General features: G+C 72.2%; 15 protein-coding genes. 4 read left to right on the forward strand and 11 right to left on the reverse strand.

Features of this window, described 5'->3' with window-relative positions; genetic code table 11:
• Positions 1-301 precede the first annotated feature (301 nt).
• Positions 302-724: a DUF3151 domain-containing protein gene (locus NQO67_RS08825; RefSeq protein ID WP_255949051.1), complete on the forward strand. Its 423-nt coding sequence runs from the start codon at positions 302-304 to the stop codon at positions 722-724.
• 388 nt (positions 725-1,112) lie between these two features.
• Here the strand turns inward: NQO67_RS08825 and fbaA are convergent, their stop codons facing one another.
• A complete protein-coding gene (gene fbaA / locus NQO67_RS08830; RefSeq protein WP_255949053.1) occupies positions 1,113-2,135 on the reverse strand; it encodes a class II fructose-bisphosphate aldolase in 1,023 nt (340 codons plus the stop codon).
• Between the two features lie 288 nt (positions 2,136-2,423).
• Positions 2,424-2,975 (reverse strand): orotate phosphoribosyltransferase, encoded by a 552-nt coding sequence (gene pyrE / locus NQO67_RS08835; RefSeq protein ID WP_255949055.1) that lies wholly within the window; start codon positions 2,973-2,975, stop codon positions 2,424-2,426.
• Positions 2,976-3,079: 104 nt separating this feature from the next.
• Between pyrE and NQO67_RS08840 the strand changes: the two genes are divergently transcribed.
• Positions 3,080-4,027: a hypothetical protein gene (locus tag NQO67_RS08840; RefSeq protein WP_255949057.1), complete on the forward strand. Its 948-nt coding sequence runs from the start codon at positions 3,080-3,082 to the stop codon at positions 4,025-4,027.
• A gap of 56 nt (positions 4,028-4,083) precedes the next feature.
• Here NQO67_RS08840 and NQO67_RS08845 read toward each other — a convergent pair whose 3' ends face one another.
• The 4 genes from NQO67_RS08845 to NQO67_RS08860 all read right to left on the reverse strand — a co-directional run bounded on the left by NQO67_RS08845 (position 4,084) and on the right by NQO67_RS08860 (position 8,725).
• The gene (locus NQO67_RS08845) at positions 4,084-4,899 is read right to left on the reverse strand and encodes an aldose epimerase family protein (protein ID WP_255949059.1); all 816 of its coding nucleotides are present in this window, start codon (positions 4,897-4,899) and stop codon (positions 4,084-4,086) included.
• Between the two features lie 307 nt (positions 4,900-5,206).
• Complete coding sequence (locus tag NQO67_RS08850; RefSeq protein WP_255949061.1) at positions 5,207-6,271, reverse strand: SRPBCC family protein; 1,065 nt, start codon at positions 6,269-6,271, stop codon at positions 5,207-5,209.
• A 34-nt stretch (positions 6,272-6,305) separates the two neighbouring features.
• Positions 6,306-8,027 carry a polyamine aminopropyltransferase gene (locus tag NQO67_RS08855; RefSeq protein WP_255949063.1) on the reverse strand — a complete coding sequence of 574 codons (1,722 nt, stop codon included), beginning with the start codon at positions 8,025-8,027 and terminating at the stop codon, positions 6,306-6,308.
• 179 nt (positions 8,028-8,206) lie between these two features.
• The gene (locus NQO67_RS08860; RefSeq protein WP_255949065.1) at positions 8,207-8,725 is read right to left on the reverse strand and encodes a DUF2617 family protein; all 519 of its coding nucleotides are present in this window, start codon (positions 8,723-8,725) and stop codon (positions 8,207-8,209) included.
• Positions 8,726-9,923: 1,198 nt separating this feature from the next.
• On the opposite strand from NQO67_RS08860, the gene NQO67_RS08865 reads away from it, so the two are divergent.
• Positions 9,924-11,171 carry a pyridoxal phosphate-dependent aminotransferase gene (locus tag NQO67_RS08865; protein ID WP_255949067.1) on the forward strand — a complete coding sequence of 416 codons (1,248 nt, stop codon included), beginning with the start codon at positions 9,924-9,926 and terminating at the stop codon, positions 11,169-11,171.
• Positions 11,172-11,199: 28 nt separating this feature from the next.
• Here the strand turns inward: NQO67_RS08865 and NQO67_RS08870 are convergent, their stop codons facing one another.
• The 3 genes from NQO67_RS08870 to clpB form a co-directional block, all read right to left on the reverse strand.
• Complete coding sequence (locus tag NQO67_RS08870) at positions 11,200-11,355, reverse strand: ubiquinol-cytochrome c reductase iron-sulfur subunit N-terminal domain-containing protein (protein WP_255949069.1); 156 nt, start codon at positions 11,353-11,355, stop codon at positions 11,200-11,202.
• A 161-nt stretch (positions 11,356-11,516) separates the two neighbouring features.
• The gene (locus tag NQO67_RS08875; protein ID WP_255949071.1) at positions 11,517-12,050 is read right to left on the reverse strand and encodes a YbjN domain-containing protein; all 534 of its coding nucleotides are present in this window, start codon (positions 12,048-12,050) and stop codon (positions 11,517-11,519) included.
• Positions 12,051-12,404: 354 nt separating this feature from the next.
• Positions 12,405-15,032: an ATP-dependent chaperone ClpB gene (gene clpB / locus NQO67_RS08880; RefSeq protein ID WP_255949080.1), complete on the reverse strand. Its 2,628-nt coding sequence runs from the start codon at positions 15,030-15,032 to the stop codon at positions 12,405-12,407.
• A gap of 226 nt (positions 15,033-15,258) precedes the next feature.
• Between clpB and NQO67_RS08885 the strand changes: the two genes are divergently transcribed.
• Positions 15,259-15,684, forward strand: a complete 426-nt coding sequence (locus NQO67_RS08885) for a pyridoxamine 5'-phosphate oxidase family protein (RefSeq protein ID WP_255949091.1) — start codon at positions 15,259-15,261, stop codon at positions 15,682-15,684.
• Between the two features lie 552 nt (positions 15,685-16,236).
• Here NQO67_RS08885 and NQO67_RS08890 read toward each other — a convergent pair.
• Positions 16,237-16,578: a Rieske (2Fe-2S) protein gene (locus NQO67_RS08890; protein WP_255949093.1), complete on the reverse strand. Its 342-nt coding sequence runs from the start codon at positions 16,576-16,578 to the stop codon at positions 16,237-16,239.
• Complete coding sequence (locus NQO67_RS08895) at positions 16,575-16,982, reverse strand: hypothetical protein (protein ID WP_255949095.1); 408 nt, start codon at positions 16,980-16,982, stop codon at positions 16,575-16,577. The genes NQO67_RS08890 and NQO67_RS08895 overlap by 4 nt, the downstream gene beginning before the upstream one ends.
• Positions 16,983-17,145: the final 163 nt, after the last annotated feature.

A 17,145-nucleotide genomic window follows, 5' to 3' on the forward strand; every position in this document is an offset into this window, starting at 1 on the left:
GGTCCGCCCCTGCCAGGTTTGGCACGGGGGCCCCGGTCCCCACGCGCATCTTCCGTGGCGGAGCATCCGCCGCGCAACAGCCCTCGTCGGGACCCATCGTCACAGACCAGAGCGCCGCCGGCGCTCCGGGAGCCCTACCCCGGCGCACCCAGGACGGCCCGCCGGCGCACGCGCCGGACGAGAGCCGGACGAGAGCCGGACGAGAGCCGGCCCACACCGGACCGGAGCCGGCACGGCCGGCACCCGGACCCTCCGCGGGTGGGCCGGCCGGGCACCCGGTCGGGAGTGGCAGACTGCCCGTATGACGACGCACAAGAACCTGCTCGGCGGCCCGGAACCGACCCTGCTCCCGGAGAACACGGAGGCCACCCGCCTGCTGACCGACGAGAAGTTGTCCCCCGCGGACGTCGCGGCACGGTTCCCCGCCTTCTCGCTCGCCTGGGCCCAGCTCGCGGAGGACGCGTCGGCGGCCGGCCGCACCATCGAGTCGTACGCATACGCACGCACCGGCTACCACCGCGGCCTGGACGCGCTGCGCCGCGCCGGTTGGAAGGGCCACGGCCCCGTCCCCTGGAGCCACGAGCCCAACCGCGGTTTCCTCCGCTGCCTTGCCGCGCTGGCGCGCGCGGCCGGAACGATCGACGAGGCCGACGAGGCCACCCGGTGCCGCGATTTCCTCCGCGACAGCAGCGAGGAGGCGTACGGGGCGCTGCTCGGCCCGTAAGCCCGGCGCCGGCCCGGCGCCCCACACACCCGCCACCTGCCCGGTGGCCCGGTGACCGGGCGCGGTCGGTCCAGCCCCTTACGGCCGGTGGCGACCTGACCGTTTCGTCAGGGCCGGTCGCGCCCACGCGGCGGAGCCGCAAATGAACACAGCCCCGCGCCCCAGCCAAGGGGCGCGGGGAACTGCGCGAGCAACCCACCACTGGCCGGTGGTCCGGACACGACCGAAACAACCCCACCCGGCCGGGGGGGGTGACCCGCAGGGTGTCGCGTCCTGACCGGTCACACCTACGCGGCGGCGAACCCGCAAGAACAGGACATGGAAAAGGAAACGCCCCGGCCTCCGCCACACGACGGAGTACCGGGGCGTTCCGACCGCCCAGGGCGGATTACTTGATCTTCGTGCCGGTGGACCGCAGGTGCCCGCAGGCCTCGACGACTCGCGTCGCCATGCCGGCCTCGGCGAGCTTGCCCCAGCTGCGCGGGTCGTACGTCTTCTTGTTGCCGACGTCGCCGTCGACCTTGAGGACACCGTCGTAGTTGCGGAACATGTGGTCGGCAACGGGCCGGGTGAAGGCGTACTGCGTGTCCGTGTCCAGGTTCATCTTCACGACGCCGTTCTCCAGCGCGGTGCTGATCTCCTGCTCCGTGGAGCCGGATCCGCCGTGGAAGACGAAGTCGAACGGCGACTGCTTGCCGTACTTGGCGCCCACGCCCTCCTGGAGGTCCTTCAGCAGCTCGGGCCGGAGCACGACGTTGCCCGGCTTGTACACGCCGTGCACGTTGCCGAAGGAGGCGGCCAGCAGGTAGCGGCCCTTCTCGCCGAGGCCGAGCGCCTCCGCGGTGCGGATCGCGTCGTCGACGGTGGTGTACAGCTTGTCGTTGATCTCGTGCGTGACGCCGTCCTCCTCGCCGCCGGTGGGGGTGATCTCCACCTCGAGGACGATCTTCGCGGCGGCGGCCTGCGCCAGCAGTTCCTGCCCGATGGTGAGGTTGTCCGCGAGGGTCTCGGCGGAGCCGTCCCACATGTGCGACTGGAACAGCGGGTTGCGGCCGGCCTTGACGCGCTCCGCGGAGACCGCCAGCAGCGGCCGGACGTAGCCGTCCAGCTTGTCCTTCGGGCAGTGGTCGGTGTGCAGCGCCACCGTGATGTCGTACTTGTCGGCGACGATGTGCGCGAACTCGGCGAGCGCCACGGCGCCGGTCACCATGTCCTTCTTGTGCTGGCCGCCCAGGAACTCCGCGCCACCGGTGGAGATCTGGATGATGCCGTCGCTCTCCGCCTCGGCGAAGCCGCGCAGGGCGGCGTGCAGGGTCTGGGATGAGGTGACGTTGATGGCCGGGTAGGCGAACTTGCCTGCCTTGGCCCGGTCGAGCATCTCGTTGTAGACCTCGGGGGTCGCGATGGGCATCTGTCCGCTCCTTGTTGATGTGCGGGTGAGTTCTTACCGGCCCTGACCTGGAAGGGTTGGCGTCGGATGGCTCCGGATGAGCTCGTGCAGCCGGTGCACGCCGGTGTGCGCCGACGTGTGGCTGCGCAGGTGCGGTGCGCGCTTCTCGGGCGGGCGCCGAACCGGTCCGGGCGGGTGGCCGGGACGCTTACGAGCTCGGGGGCGACGTCGTCGTCGCGCCCATCTTTCCAGACTCGGCCGCCGGCGTCCGCCACGCCGGGGACGACGCCACCACGCGCCGGTGGGGGGTCATGCCACCCCGAGGTCGTCCTTGCCGTACGCGAACAGGTACGGGACCCCGGCGGCCTCGGTGACCTTCTCGGCGGCCCCGGTGTCCCGGTCCACGATGGTCGCCACGGCCACCAGCTCGGCCCCGGCCTCCCGGACCGCTTCGACGGCGGTGAGCGCCGAGCCGCCGGTGGTGGAGGTGTCCTCGACGACCAGCACCCGGCGGCCCTTAATCGCCGGGCCCTCGACGCGCTGCTGCATGCCGTGCGCCTTGGTCGCCTTGCGCACCACGAACGCGTCCAGCGTCCGGCCGCGCGCCGCCGCCGCGTGCAGCATCGACGTGGCCACCGGGTCGGCGCCGAGGGTCAGCCCGCCGACTGCGTCGAAGTCAAGATCCTCCGTGAGGTCGAGCATGACCTGGCCGAGCAGCGGGGCCGCGGCGCCGTCGAGGGTGATGCGGCGCAGGTCGATGTAGTAGTCGGCCTCCAGTCCCGAGGAGAGCGTCACCTTGCCGTGCACCACGGCCTTGTCCTTGATGTGCCGCAGCAGCGCGCCACGTACGTCGTCCGTCATGCCTGCCAGCATAGAAGCCGCAGCGTGCAGGGCCGGGCGACGGTAGTTTCGGTCACGGCGGTGCGGCCGTACGGCCGCGTTGCGTGGCGGCAGGGGGAGGAAGCGTGGCGCACGACCACACGATCGAGAACGGGGACGGGGACGGGAACGAGAACGGGAACGGGGACGGAAGCGGGAGCGCCCAGGGGAGCGGAAACGGGAACGTCCAGGGGGGCGGAAACCGGAACGGGGGCGGCTACGGGATGATCCGGCACCGGACCGGACCGGTACCGGCGCTGCTGCCGCTCGGGCTGCGGGCCGTCCTCGGCGTGCTCGGCGGTGGCTCCTTCGGCACCGGCATAGCCGCCGTCTTCGTCACGGAGAACGGCACCGGCACCGGCGTGCTGCTCGCCATCGGCGCCGTCCTGCTGGTCGTCGCGCTGCTCGGCCATCGCATCGAGAGCTTCGAGGTGGGCGGCGCCAGCCTCCGGCTGCGTGCCGCGGCGGCCGACCGGTACCAGCTCGCGGACGCCTCCGAGCTCGCCGGCGACCAGGACACCGCCGACGCGCTGCGCGAGGAGGCCCGGGTACTGCTGCGCGCCGCGGGTCCACTCGCCGCCGAGTACGGCACGATCCGCTCCACGATGCGCTCCGGTTCCCGGCGCACCCGCGCCATGGAGGACCTGGTCACAACGGCCCGGCGGCTCGCCGAACGGGGGTCGTTCACACCGGACGAGGTGCGGGGCCTGCTGCGCGGCGGCACCGACGGGGACCGGGTCGTCGCGCTGGCCATGATGCAGGCCAGGCCCGGACTGCGGGACCTGGACGCGGCGCTCGACGCGGTGGCGGCGCCACGCAGCCCGTTCGAGCAGTACCAGGCGCTGGCCCTCGCCGCGAAGATGGTCGACGACCTCGACACGGACGACCTGCGCCGGCTCGCCGACACCGTACGCGCCGAGCGGGCGGGCAGCCTGCGCCGCAACGCCGAGCGCAGTGCCCTCGCGGACGACGTCCTGCGCCGCGCCGACCGCCGCATCGAGGCCGCCGGCCGGCAGGACCAGGACCCGGCCTGAGGGTCACGCGCCGAACCGCGCGCCGTGCGCCGCGCGGAGCACGGCCCACCCCGCGCTCACAGGTGTCGCCACGTCCACGTGGCCGTGGTCTCCAGCGGGTCGATGGGGGTGACCAGGCGCGGCTCGGTGTTGAGCCCGTTCGGCGGGCCGGTCTGGGGCTCCACGCAGACCGCCACTTCCTGCTCGTCGTAGACGACGACCCACTGTTCGCGCGAGGCGACGGTGAGTTGGAGGCGGCCGGGCCAGGTCAGGGTGACGTCGACGCCGTCGGGCATGCCGAAACAGTCGTCCCAGGGCCCCGGCTTCGGCTCGATCCGCTCCCCCGTCGGCAGCTGATCCGCACCGCGCAGTTCCTGCCAGGCCGGCGAGAAGTCGATCCGCACGCCCGCGTCGGACGCGCCGGACGCGCCGGACGCCTGGTCCAGGGTGCGCAGGAACCACGGGTGCCAGCCGGCCTGCGCCGGGAAGGACGAGTCGTACGTCTCCACGGCCAGGGTGAGCGTCAGGCTGTCCGGGGCGAGCTGGACGCGCTGGGTGACGCGGCCGGTGTACGGCCAGGGTTCGGCGAGGTCGTACGTGAAGACCGCCTCGTCGGCGGTGGCGCGCGCGGTGTGCCAGGCGGTGTCGCGGCCGGTGCCGTGGATGGCGTGCGGGGGCGAGTTCAGCGGCAGCTGGTGCGTCTGGGCACCGTCGCCGAACCGCCCGTTCCTGGTCCGTCCGCACCAGGGCACCATCGGGAAGCAGCCGTACCGGTCTCCCTGGCGCAGCAGCTCGGTGCCCTCGAGCCGGAAACTCGCCAGCCGGCAGCCGTTGTCCGGCCGCACGGTCACCTCCGCGTCACCCGCGGTCAGCGTGATGTCGTCACTCCTCACGGGGGTGACCCTACGGGGCACCATGCCCGTGCGACATGTGGCACCCCGCGGAGGCATCCCAGCGGGACGTGCCCCCGGCCAGCCCTGGATGGCGCCGAAGGCGCCTCAAAGGGGCGCGGGGCTGCGTTCATTTGCGGCTCCGCCGCGTGGGCGCGACCCGCCACGACGCGACCTTGCAGGTCGTCACCGTCCGAAACGGGCTGTTTCTGTCGCATCCGAACCACCGGGCCGGTGGGGGCCTGCTCGCACCGGTACCGGAAGGCCCGGCAACTCCCCAGGAGTAGCCGGGCCCGCTCGCACAGCCGCGTCAACGGCGACGCCGCAACGCCCGACCGATCACGATGACCGAAGCCACCACCAAGGCCGCGGCAGGGGCGGCCCAACGCAACGTCGCCGAACCGCGCACGCTCGCCGGCGCCGGCACCGGTGCGTACCGCCCGCGCGGCGGCGCGTGGTCGACCTCCTCCGCGCTGCGTCCGATCATCGTCCGCCGGGCGTGCGCGGCCTCCGCAGGCGGTTCGTTGTCCACCTCGTGGATCCGGCCGTCGGCCGCTTCCAGGGGCTCGACGGGCTCCCCGGGCAGCCGTCCGACCTCGTCGGCGGACGTGGCGCCGTGGGCCCGGTCCTCGTCGACCTCGTCGGCCGGCACGTCCGATCCCGGCTCCGCCGAACCGGCCGGCGTCGACTCCGCCGCCTTCTCGGACTCCGCGGCCGGCTCCGGCGACCCCGAAGGCTCCGGCTCCGCGGCCGGCTCCTCCGAGTCCGCCGAGCCCACCGAGTCCGGCTTTTCCGACTCCGGCGGCGCGACCGGTGTCACGTTCTCCGGCGGCGCGACCGGTGTCACGTCCGCGTCGGTGCCCGTGATGGACTCCTCGGGGCCCACCGGAGGCTCCTCGGGAACCATGGGCGTGGCCGCCGCGTCCGGCGGCGCCTCGGTGGCTTCCGATTCCGCGGCGCTGGCGGCGAGCGCTTCGGCGAAACGGTTCAGGAGCCGGTGTCCGGCCGTCGCAGCGACCCCCGCATCGAGTTCGGCGATGCGGCCGTCCCCGGTCACGCCGCCGTCGAAGACCAGCGTCGTGCCGCCGTCCGCTGGGGCCAGCCGGAGCGTCAGGGCGAGCTTGACGGTGCCGGTGCCGCGGGCCTCCGCGGCGTCGCCGTCGAGCGTGTGGGAGCCGTCTTCGTGCGGGGTGATCCGGAGCGTGCCCCGGTAGGTGATGGAGCTGCCGCCGACCCGTACTTTGAGGCGGCCCGAGATGGGCGCCTCCCCCGCGTCCTGCTGGAGCCCGGGCACCGCGCGGGCGACCCGGGCGGGGTCGGCCAGCACATGCCGCAGAGGCTCTGCCGCAACGGGTACGAACACCTCATGCTCCATGGTGTCCGAGCCTACCCACGTACGGCGCGGGAACTCAGCCTCCGTAGCGCGGATGCACAAGTGTCGACGGCGCGGTCCCGGCCGGCCGCAGCCCGCTCAGATCGCGCGGCCCGACCGCCGTGCCGGAGCACAGCCGGGCCACCCGCGCCGGGCCCCGTGCCCCTGCGTCACCGCGTGGCACGGCGCCCGTGAGCGTGCCGCGGTGGTGGGCCGCGAGCACGAAGCCCCAGTGGCCCACGCAGTACGGCACCGTGCGCAGACCGGCCGCGCGCAGCGTCGCGTCCATGGTCCACAGCAGCCGCCCCTGGTCGTCAGGGCTCCCGGCGCGGACCACGAACCGCCCGTCGGGGGCGAGCGCACGGCCGACGAGACCGTAGAACTCCTGGGAGGCGGAGGCGGCGTGGGCCGTCCCCTCGGGTTCCGGGAGATCGTCGACGACCAGGTCGTAACCGCGGGTGTACCGGCCCGGCAGGTCACGTAGCCGGGCGACCGGATCGGCGACGGTGACGTGCAGCCGCGGGTCACGGAACGCTTGGCCGTCGAGCGCGCCGAGCGTGGGGGCGGTGCGGGCGAGGTGCACCAGGGCGGGGTCGGGGGTGATCATGTCGACTTCGGTGACGCCGGGGAGCCGCAGCACCTCGTGCGCGGCGAGGCCGTCGCCGCCGCCGAGGATCAGCGCCCGACCGCGTGCGCCGGCACGCACCGGGCCCGCACGGGTGGGCCCGGCGCCCGCGGAACCGACGAGGGCGCGGTGGTAGCGCGGCTCGTCGCTGCCGCGCACCCGCAGATGCCCGTCCACGAACAGCATGAGGGCGCCGTCCGGGCCGTCGGTGAGCACCACCTCGGAATCGCCGGTATGCACCACGGCGCGTACGTCGTCGCCATAGACGGCGTGCCGGGCGGCCCGTTCGAAGTCGTCGGCGAGGATGCCGCAGGTGGCGAGCACGGTGAGCACGGAGACGTTGGCGACGAGCAGCAGCCGGCGGTCGCGGCGGCCGATGTCCCGGCGGAAGACGCCGAACACCAGCGCGCCGCCGGCCACCGCATTGACGGCGCCGGTGAGCAGGGCGCCGGTGAGCTGGCCGAGCAGCGGCAGCAGCAGGAAGGGGAAGGCGAGGCCGCCGACCAGGGCGCCCACGTAGTCGGCCGCGAACAGGTCGGCGGCGGCGATGCCCGGGTCCTGCCGGCGGACCCGCTGGATCAGCACCATCAGCAGGGGCACCTCGGCGCCGATCAGCATGCCGATCGCCAGCGAGAGGGCGACGAGCAGGACGCGGGTGCAGCCGTCCCACGGGCCGTGGGCGCCGCCGGTCCAGGCGAAGGCGGCGTAGAGCGCCATCGCGCTGCACCCGCCGACCAGCGCGAGCGCGGTCTCCACGGCGCCGAAGCCGAGGGCGGCGCGCGGTCTGAGCCGCTTGGCGGCGAGCGATCCGGCGCCCATCGCGAACACCATCAGGGAGAGCACGACCGAGGTCTGGGTGACGGAGTCGCCGATCAAGTACGAGGCCAGCGCGACGAGTTCGAGCTCGTAGACCAGGCCGCAGGCGGCGCAGACGAACACGCCGGCCAGGACCAGGATGCGGCCGGTGCGGGGCGGGACCGGAAGCCGTGGCCCGACCCGGCGCTGCCTGCCCGTCCCACGCGGCACGCCCCGGCGCGCTGCGGCCCGGCGCTGCACGACCCTGCGGTACATGGCCCGCCGCCGCGCGGCCACCGGCGGCGCGAGCGGCGGGACAGGTGCACGCGGCTCGATCACGGGGCGAACGCTACGTCACCCGGCAACTTCACTCTGTCACCCGTACGGGTACAGCGGAGGCGTGCCCTGGCAGACGTGGCGTCACTTTCGCTGCTCCGGTGCGTATTTGGGCGCCGTCGGTCAGCGCCGGCGGATGGTTGCCCACGCCCGGCGCGCAGCAACTCCTGTGCGCCGGAGGGTCAACAGGGGCTGGCGACCCGGACCCCCACCCGGGTCCGGGTGGCGACCAGCTCGCCGTCCTGCGGGTAGGCGTGCCAGGTGCGCCAGTGCACATGCCCTTCGTGCCGCTGGGCCAGCATCGCCGTGAAGGCGTGCGGGCTGCCGGGGAACACCCCGGCCAGGCCGTAGGGATGCTCGGAGACCAGGGCTATGAGCTCCTGGGCGCGCCCGGCGAACTGGCCCGGGCTGAGCGTCTCCACGCACGCGGCGAACTCGTACTCCCACTCGCCGAGCCGCTTGGCGACCCCCAGGGGGAGCGACGTGCTGGTGCCCGGCAGACAGGCGACGGTCTCCGAGCAGGTGCCTCGCTGCTCTTCCAATATCACCTGGTGGGACGCCCCGAGCAGGCGCAACTCCATCTTCGCGCCGGAGAGTTCGAGGTCGAGGGTGGCGAGGGCGGGCAGCGGCTCGTGGCCCAGCGCCCACACGAGGTCGGCGGCCCGCGTATCGGTGTAGGAGGTGGTCAGGGTCCTGAGCATGGGTCCGCTCCGGTAGCACGCAAGGGAGATGAGGCCAATGCGTCCGCGCGGACGCCGGAGAGCGCCCCGATGGCTCACCGGGTGTTCACAGAGGAATCCGTCGGGTCCGTCCGGTCACACTCAGGGCAGCCGCAGATACGGGCTTGTGGCCACAGATGAGTCCGAGGGCCGCATTGACGGATAAGAGGGAATCACGAATTGAGTAGCCATCACAGGGTTTTTACCCAACTTCGTTCGGGTTTTCCGTTCGGGTGGTCGACCACCGAGGTGTGCAGCTTATGTGTTCGTGCTCTGATCATCATGCGAACAACATGCGTACAACGGGAAAGTGCCCGCCGGGTCACGCCCCGGCGGGCACTTCGTGTGGACGGCTGGACCGGAGTCGTTCCCCCTGCGACTCCGACCACGGATCGGCTGCCCCGTGTCAGCCGCTTCCGTCTCAGCCGCCCCCGCATCCACCCCCGCCGCCGCAGCCGCCTCCACCCCCGCAGGAGGAACCGCCGCCGCACGAGTGACCACCCCCGCCCCCACAGGAGTGGCCACCGTGCGACCCCCCACCGGAGTGGCCACCGTGGTGCCCGGACGAGCCGCTGTCCCCGTAGACCGCGCTTCCCCCGCCGCTCCCGGCCCACCAGCTGTCGGAGCTCCGCCCCCGGCGTCCGGACTTCGCCGTGGCGCGCCCGTTCGCCGTCATCTTCCGGTTTGCCTTGTGGCCCGCCTTGACCAGGGCGAACACCACACCGAAGACCACCAGAAACCCAAGGACGACAGTGGTCGGTCCTGCTTGCATCGTCCTCCCCCTTCCTTTCCCCCGTTGCGGCCCAGGGCCGCCGTCGTATGCCGGCGCTGCCGCGCCGCTGCGTTCCGCGTACTGCCGTGCGCGGTTCTCCTTCGTTCGCTTCTCCTACGTCCTTCGCATTCGCCCTACGCCGTTTGCGCGCCTCGGGCGTCTCATGCGCCGGTCCCTTGGTGCATTGGTGCGCTCGCGGGTGTACGCCTTGCATTGCCGTTGCGTTCTGCCGAACGTGCGCCCCGCCGCCCCCTCGTGCGCCGTAGGCGCGGCGTCGCCACGTCGTGCGCACGGCACCGGTTCGCACGTTCGCCGGAAGTCCGCTCGTGTTCTCCAGCGTGACAGGGGGATGCCCGCCGGTCCCGGGGACCAAAGCAGAGTTGAGGAAGTCCAGAGGTTCGGCCCAGGATGGCCGGCATGACGTCTGCTGCCTCCACCGACCCGGCCGGGCCCCGCCCGCTGCTCAACCGCAGGCTGGCCGAGTTCGGCACCACGATCTTCGCCGAAATGTCCGCCCTGGCGCTGAGCACCGGCTCCATCAACCTCGGTCAGGGCTTCCCCGACACCGACGGCCCCGAAGAAGTCCGTGAGGCGGCGGTGCGCGCCCTGCGGGACGGTCGCGGCAACCAGTATCCGCCGGGCCCCGGCGTCCCCGAACTGCGCAACGCCGTCGCCGCCCACCAGCATCGGCGGTACCGGCTCGACTTCGACCCCGACACCGAGGTACTGGTCACGGCGGGTGCCACGGAGGCCATCGCGGCGGCGCTGCTGGCCCTGGTGGAGCCGGGCGACGAGGTGATCGCGCTGGAGCCGTACTACGACTCGTACGCGGCATCCATCGCCATGGCCGGCGGCACCCGGGTCCCGGTCACCCTCCGCCCCGGGCCTGCGCCGGGCGGGGCGCAGGCCGACGCGCCGGGCGCCCCCCTCAGCTTCCGGCTCGACCTCGACGAACTACGCGACGCCGTCACCGACCGCACCCGGCTGCTGCTCCTGAACACCCCGCACAACCCCACCGGCACCGTCCTCACCCGCGCCGAGCTGGCCGAGATCGCCCGGCTCGCCGTCGAGCGCGACCTGCTGGTGGTCACCGACGAGGTCTACGAGTACCTGGTCTACGACGACGCCGAGCACATCCCGCTGGCCACCTTCCCCGGGATGCGGGAGCGCACCGTCACCATCGGCTCGGCCGGCAAGACCTTCGCGTTCACCGGCTGGAAGGTCGGCTGGGTCACCGCTTCCGCGCCCCTCGTCACGGCCGTGCGCTCCGCCAAGCAGTTCCTGACGTACGTCGCCTCCGGGCCCTTCCAGTACGCGGCGGCCGAGGCCCTGGCGCTGCCGCAGGACTACTTCGACGGGCTGCGGCGCACGCTCCAGGAGGGTCGCGACCTGCTGGCGGCGGGCCTGACCGCGGCCGGGTTCGAGGTCTACCGGCCGGCGGGCACGTACTTCATCACCACGGACATCCGCCCGCTCGGCGAGAGCGATGGCTTCGCCTTCTGCCGCGCCCTGCCGGAGCGGGCCGGCGTCGTGGCCATCCCCAACGCCGTCTTCTACGACCATCGCGAGGAAGGGGCACCGTTCGTCCGGTTCGCCTTCTGCAAGCGCCCCGAGGTGATCCAGGAAGCGGCCACGCGGCTCGCGAAGCTGCGCTGACGGGCGTTTCGCGCCCACCCCGCGGCCCTCACCCGGCGTCGGGCATGGTGGCGCCGCCGACGCCGACGGCCGCGAGTGCGGCGGTGCCCGCGATGATGGCGTTGCGGCGCGTCATGTTCCGGTTGTGCGCCGGTCCCGGCTGCCGCGCCGGTCCCTGCTGCGCTGGTCCTCCCGGCCCGGTCATGGGCGAGGACCCCAGGGGCCTGGCCTGTCAGGAACATGAGCGCCGGCTGTGGAGCACTCAAAGGATCATGCCGGAGCGGGACGGCAGGGCCGCCGGACGGCGGGACGGAGAGGGGCGCCCATCGTGCGAAGGGGCGCCCCTGACGGAACGGACGTACTCGTCTAGTCCTCGTCGCTCGGCTTGTCGTCCTCCACCGAGTCCACGTCCTTCTCCAGGCCGAACTGCTCGACGACCCAGCGGTCGAACTCGATCGCGGCGCGCACCCAGCTGACCGTGGACGACACGAAGTGCTCCAGGCTGACACCGGTGCCGATCAGCATCTGTGCCTCGCCGATGAAGCGGACCGAGCCGTCGTCGTGGGTGTGGCTGTAGACCTTCGGCCAGAGCGTGCGGCGGTTCCAGTCGTCGACGGCCTCCAGCAGCCGGGGCTTCTCCTCGATCGCGTGCGGCCGGTCGTAGAACGTCCGTACCGAGAAGACCTGCTGTTCGTTCTCCCCACGGAACATGAAGTACGTGCGGAACTTCTCCCAGGGCGCCACCAGGTCGCCCTCTTCGTCCACGACGTACTTCAGCTCCATCTGCTCCAGCAGCTGCTTGATCAGCTCCTGGTCGGGGATGATGGGGCCGGGCGGCGGACCGCCCTGCGGCTGAGAGTTGCCCCCGAAATTCGGAATCGAGGACGGGTCGATGCTCACCGTGATTTTCCCTTCCTATGGACGCGGCCATCCTCCCCCATGGCGGCCGGGTGCCCGCAAGGCCTGCTCGTCGAACAGGGTCGGTTTCCGCTCTCAGCGGCACGGCGCATGCGCCACCGCCGGGCCCCGACCAGGCTCTGGGCGGTCGGGCCCGGCGGCGAGCTGTGCAGCGGGGCGTACGGCCGTGGTCCTCCCCGCCATGACGTCCTACTCACCCACAGAGATCACACAGACGACATCACGCAGGCGCCATCATGCAGGCGACATTCGCTCAGGGCCATTCGCTCAGGCGCCATCACACGGGCCTGGTCGAACACGGTGCCCGCGCCCCGTGCGTCGGCCTGGTGACGATCGTCAGAGGGTCTTCGCCGGGGGCGGCGGGGCGTCCGGGGACGCCGGCGACGCGGGGCCCACGATCAAGCCGTCGCCGAAGACGTCCACGCGGACCGTGTCGCCGTCCTTGATCTCGCCGGAGAGGATCTCCTTGGCCAACCGGTCGCCGATGGCGGTCTGCACCAGGCGGCGCAGCGGGCGCGCACCGTACGCCGGGTCGTTGCCCTCGTCGGCCAGCCAGGTGAGGGCTTCCGGGGTGATCTCCAGGGCGAGGCGGCGCTCCGCGAGGCGCTCGGCGAGCCGGTCGATCTGGAGCTGGGCGATGCGGCTCAGCTCGTCCTTGTCGAGGGCGGAGAAGACCACCAGGTCGTCCAGGCGGTTCAGGAACTCCGGCTTGAAGGAGGCCCTGACCACCTCCAGCACCTGCTGCTTCTTCTCCTCCGCGCTCAGCAGCGGGTCGACCAGGTACTGGCTGCCCAGATTGGACGTGAGCACCAGGATCGTGTTGCGGAAGTCGACCGTGCGGCCCTGGCCGTCGGTGAGCCGGCCGTCGTCGAGCACCTGGAGGAGGATGTCGAAGACCTCCGCGTGGGCCTTCTCCACCTCGTCCAGCAGCACCACGGAGTACGGCCGCCGGCGCACCGCCTCGGTGAGCTGGCCGCCCTCCTCGTAGCCGACGTACCCGGGCGGGGCGCCGACCAGGCGGGCGACGCTGTGCTTCTCGCTGTACTCGCTCATGTCGATGCGGACCATGGCCCGCTCGTCGTCGAAGAGGAAGTCCGCGAGGGCCTTCGCCAGCTCCGTCTTGCCGACACCGGTCGGGCCCAGGAAGAGGAACGAGCCGGTGGGCCGGTCGGGGTCGGCGACGCCGGCGCGGCTGCGGCGCACCGCGTCGGAGACGGCGCGCACGGCCTCGGTCTGCCCGATGAGCCGCTTGCCGATCTCGTCCTCCATGCGCAGCAGCTTCTGCGTCTCGCCCTCCAGGAGGCGGCCTGCGGGGATGCCGGTCCAGGCGGCGACGACGTCGGCGATGTCGTCGGGGCCGACCTCCTCCTTGACCATGGTGTCGCGTACGACCTCCTCCTCCGCCTCGGACGCGGCCTCCAGGTCGCGCTCCAGGGTGGGGATCTCGCCGTACAGCAGCTTGGAGGCGGTGTCGAAGTCGCCGTCGCGCTGGGCGCGCTCGGCCTGGCCGCGCAGTTCGTCGAGCTTCTCCTTGAGCTCACCGACGCGGTTCAGGGACTGCTTCTCCTTCTCCCAGCGGGCCGTGAGGGAGCGCAGCTCCTCCTCCTTGTCCGCGAGGTCGCGGCGCAGCCGGTCGAGGCGCTCCCGGCTGGCCTGGTCGGTGTCCTGGCCGATGGCCAGCTCCTCCATGCGCAGCCGGTCGACGGCGCGCTGCAACTCGTCGATCTCCACCGGGGACGAGTCGATCTCCATGCGGAGCCGGGAGGCGGCCTCGTCGACCAGGTCGATGGCCTTGTCGGGCAGGAAGCGCGAGGTGATGTACCGGTCGGAGAGGGTGGCGGCGGCGACCAGTGCGCCGTCGGCGATCTGCACCTTGTGGTGCGCCTCGTAGCGTCCCTTGAGGCCGCGCAGGATGGCGATGGTGTTCTCGACGGTGGGCTCGGCGACCAGCACCTGCTGGAAGCGGCGCTCCAGGGCGGCGTCCTTCTCGATGCGCTCGCGGTACTCGTCCAGGGTGGTCGCGCCGACCATGCGCAGCTCGCCGCGGGCCAGCATGGGCTTGAGCATGTTGCCCGCGTCCATGGCGGAGTCGCCGCCGGCGCCGGCGCCGACGACGGTGTGCAGCTCGTCGATGAAGGTGATGACCTGGCCGTCGCTCTCCTTGATCTCGGCCAGTACGGTCTTCAGCCGCTCCTCGAACTCACCGCGGTACTTGGCGCCCGCGATCATGCCACCGAGGTCCAGCGCGACCAGCCGCTTGTCCTTCAGCGACTCCGGCACGTCGCCCTTGACGATGCGCTGCGCGAGCCCCTCGACGACGGCGGTCTTGCCGACGCCGGGCTCGCCGATGAGCACCGGGTTGTTCTTCGTGCGGCGGGAGAGCACCTGCACCACGCGGCGGATCTCCTGGTCACGGCCGACGACCGGGTCGAGCCTGCCCTCGCGGGCGGCGGCCGTGAGGTCCGTGCCGAACTTCTCCAGGGCCTTGTACTGGCCCTCCGGGTCGGGAGTGGTCACCCGGCGTCCTCCCCTGATCTTCTCGAATGCGTCCAGCAACTGCTCGGCGGTGGCGCCGTGCCGGCGCAGCACCTCGGCCGCCTGGCCGCCCTTGGCTGCGATGCCGATGAGCAGGTGCTCGGTCGACACGTAGTCGTCACCGAGCTCCTTGGCGCGCTGGGTGGCGTCGGCGACGACGGCCAGCATCTCGCGGTTCGGCTGCGGGGGCGCGACCGTGGAGCCGGTCACGCTGGGCAGCGCGGCCAGCGCACGCTCCGCGTCGGCGCGCACGGCCGCCTGGTCGGCGCCGGTGGCGGCCAGCAGGTCGGTCACGTTCTCGTTGTCCTGGCCCTGGAGCAGGGCCAGGAGCAGGTGTACGGGGGTGAGGTCGGGGTGACCATCGGTAACGGCGCGTTGGGTGGCCGCACTGATCGCGTCGCGGCTTCGGTTCGTCAGCTCGGCGTCCACGTCTGCTCTGTTCCCTTCACTCCTGGCTCACTGGCTCACGGACTCACTGCCGTGCAGGCTGGCTGCCGTACAGGCTCAACTCTGCACAGGCTGAACCCTGCACAGGCTGACCACAGCGCACACTGACTACAGTGACGTGCACAAAGTTGAGTCTATTCCACTCAAGAGTAATCACGGGAGGGGGTGCCCTGCGGAGGCGTCGCATCTGTGGATAAGTTCGCTGCCCATGGCCTCGTACCGACGCGATCCCCATCAGCCCACCCCCGCGTACCTCGCCTTCTGGCAAGCACGCCACGTGTGCACGCTGACCACGCTGCGCGCCGACGGCACACCCCACGTGGTGCCGGTCTCGGCGACCTACGACCCCGAAGCCGGTCTCGCCCGGGTGATCGCCACCCGGACCAGCGCGAAGGTGCGGCACGTCCGCGCCGGGGACGCCGCCGCCGGGGGCGCCGGTGCGCCGGTCGCGATCTGCCAGTTCGACGGCCCCACGTGGGCGACGCTGGAGGGCCGCGCCGTGATCCGCACGGAAGCGGACCTCGTGGCGGACGCCGAACACCGCTACGAACTCCGTTACGGTCGCCCGCCCCGCCCCAATCCCCACCGCGTCCTCATCGAGGTGACCCTCACGGGGGCCCTGGGCAACTGCTAGCCACGCCGAGCCCTGCGGGCCACCACCCGCCACCGACCGGGGGCCCCTTCCCCCGTCTCCGAACCACCGGACCGTGACCGGTTACTCGCCCAGTTCCCCGCGCCCCTCAGCCCGCGCACCACCGCCCCAAGCCCCCTCCGGCAGCGCCGAAGGCGCCCGGAAAAAGGGGCGCGGGGAACTGCGCGACAAGCCACGACGCAACCCGCAGACCACCACCGCCCCAAGCCCCCCGCCAGGAGCGCCGAAGGCGCCCTGAAAAGGGGCGCGGGGAACCGCGCAACCAGCCACGACGCAACCCGCAGACCGCCACCGCCCCAAGGGGGCAGTCTCTGTCGCAGCCGGACCACCGGCCGGTGGATGGTTGCGCGCAGTTCCCCGCGCCCCTCAGGGAGCAGCGGCCACCCTTGCACCAAGGGCACCCGATCCGGCCGCCCCAGCCAAGCGCAGCGAATCGGCAGCGAAACGGCAGCGGCGCCACCGTGTCTCAGGTCCACGGTGACGCCGCTGCGGGGGGGAAGTGCCTGCGCGATCTATAACGACGGGGGAATCGCGTCAGGCACTGCGGGGGGTGGCGGAGATGGTTTGTGGAGTCCCTCCGGGGGAGTCTGCTTCCACCAGGTGGTGGTCACGCTGGTCAAGGTTGACGAAGATCATTCCGTAGCGCACGGCACACCGAACCGGCTTGGGCGCCCCGCGCGGACGCCGCAGGCACCGGTAGGCCCGGATATCGTCGTCGCTGTCCCGCGCGACGATCACCGGCTCACCGAACAGCGTCACCATCAACGAGTCACCCTGGTGGGGGATCGCCGTGACGAGGTCGATGAAGTGCCACCCGGAGCGGTAGGCGGTGGCCATCTCGCGCCGGAAGGATCGGTCGTCAGGAGGGGTTGTCATACGTTCACCGAGGCGGCGTCGCCCCAGCCACTCGTGCCGTGGTCGATCGCGGCCAGGCCCCAACCGCTGTCAGCGGGCGCCGCGTCGCCGGGGGCGCCCCAGCCGCTGTCGGCCGGCACGATGCCCCAACCGCTGTCGGCGGGCACGACCGCCCACTCGCACTCGGCCGGCACGATGCCCCAGCCACTGTCGGCAGGTACGATGCCCCAGCCGCTGTCGGCCGGTGTCACCGGTGAGGGGTTCCCCCAGCCACTGTCCGCGGGGACCACTTGAGCGCCGGTGCCCCAGCCGCTGTCAGCGGGGACCGCCTGCGTACCGGTACCCCATCCGCTGTCCGCAGCAGCAGCCGCCTGTACCGACTCGACGCCGTGCTGCGTCGGAGCCTTGGCCTGAGTCGCACCCACGGCACCGAGTGCCCCAAAAGCCACGACCGTGGAGAAAGCGGTCGCAACAACTGAGCGAAGCAATCTCGTGTACATAGTCGGCTTCGTCCTCACTTGATGAAGTCTTCTCCCCCGGTGAACAAGACGATGGCTCATTCAGGCACGTCAATGCCACAGGACCGAT

The organism is Streptomyces odontomachi (genome assembly GCF_024435355.1).
Taxonomy (GTDB): Bacteria; Actinomycetota; Actinomycetes; order Streptomycetales; family Streptomycetaceae; genus Streptomyces; species Streptomyces odontomachi.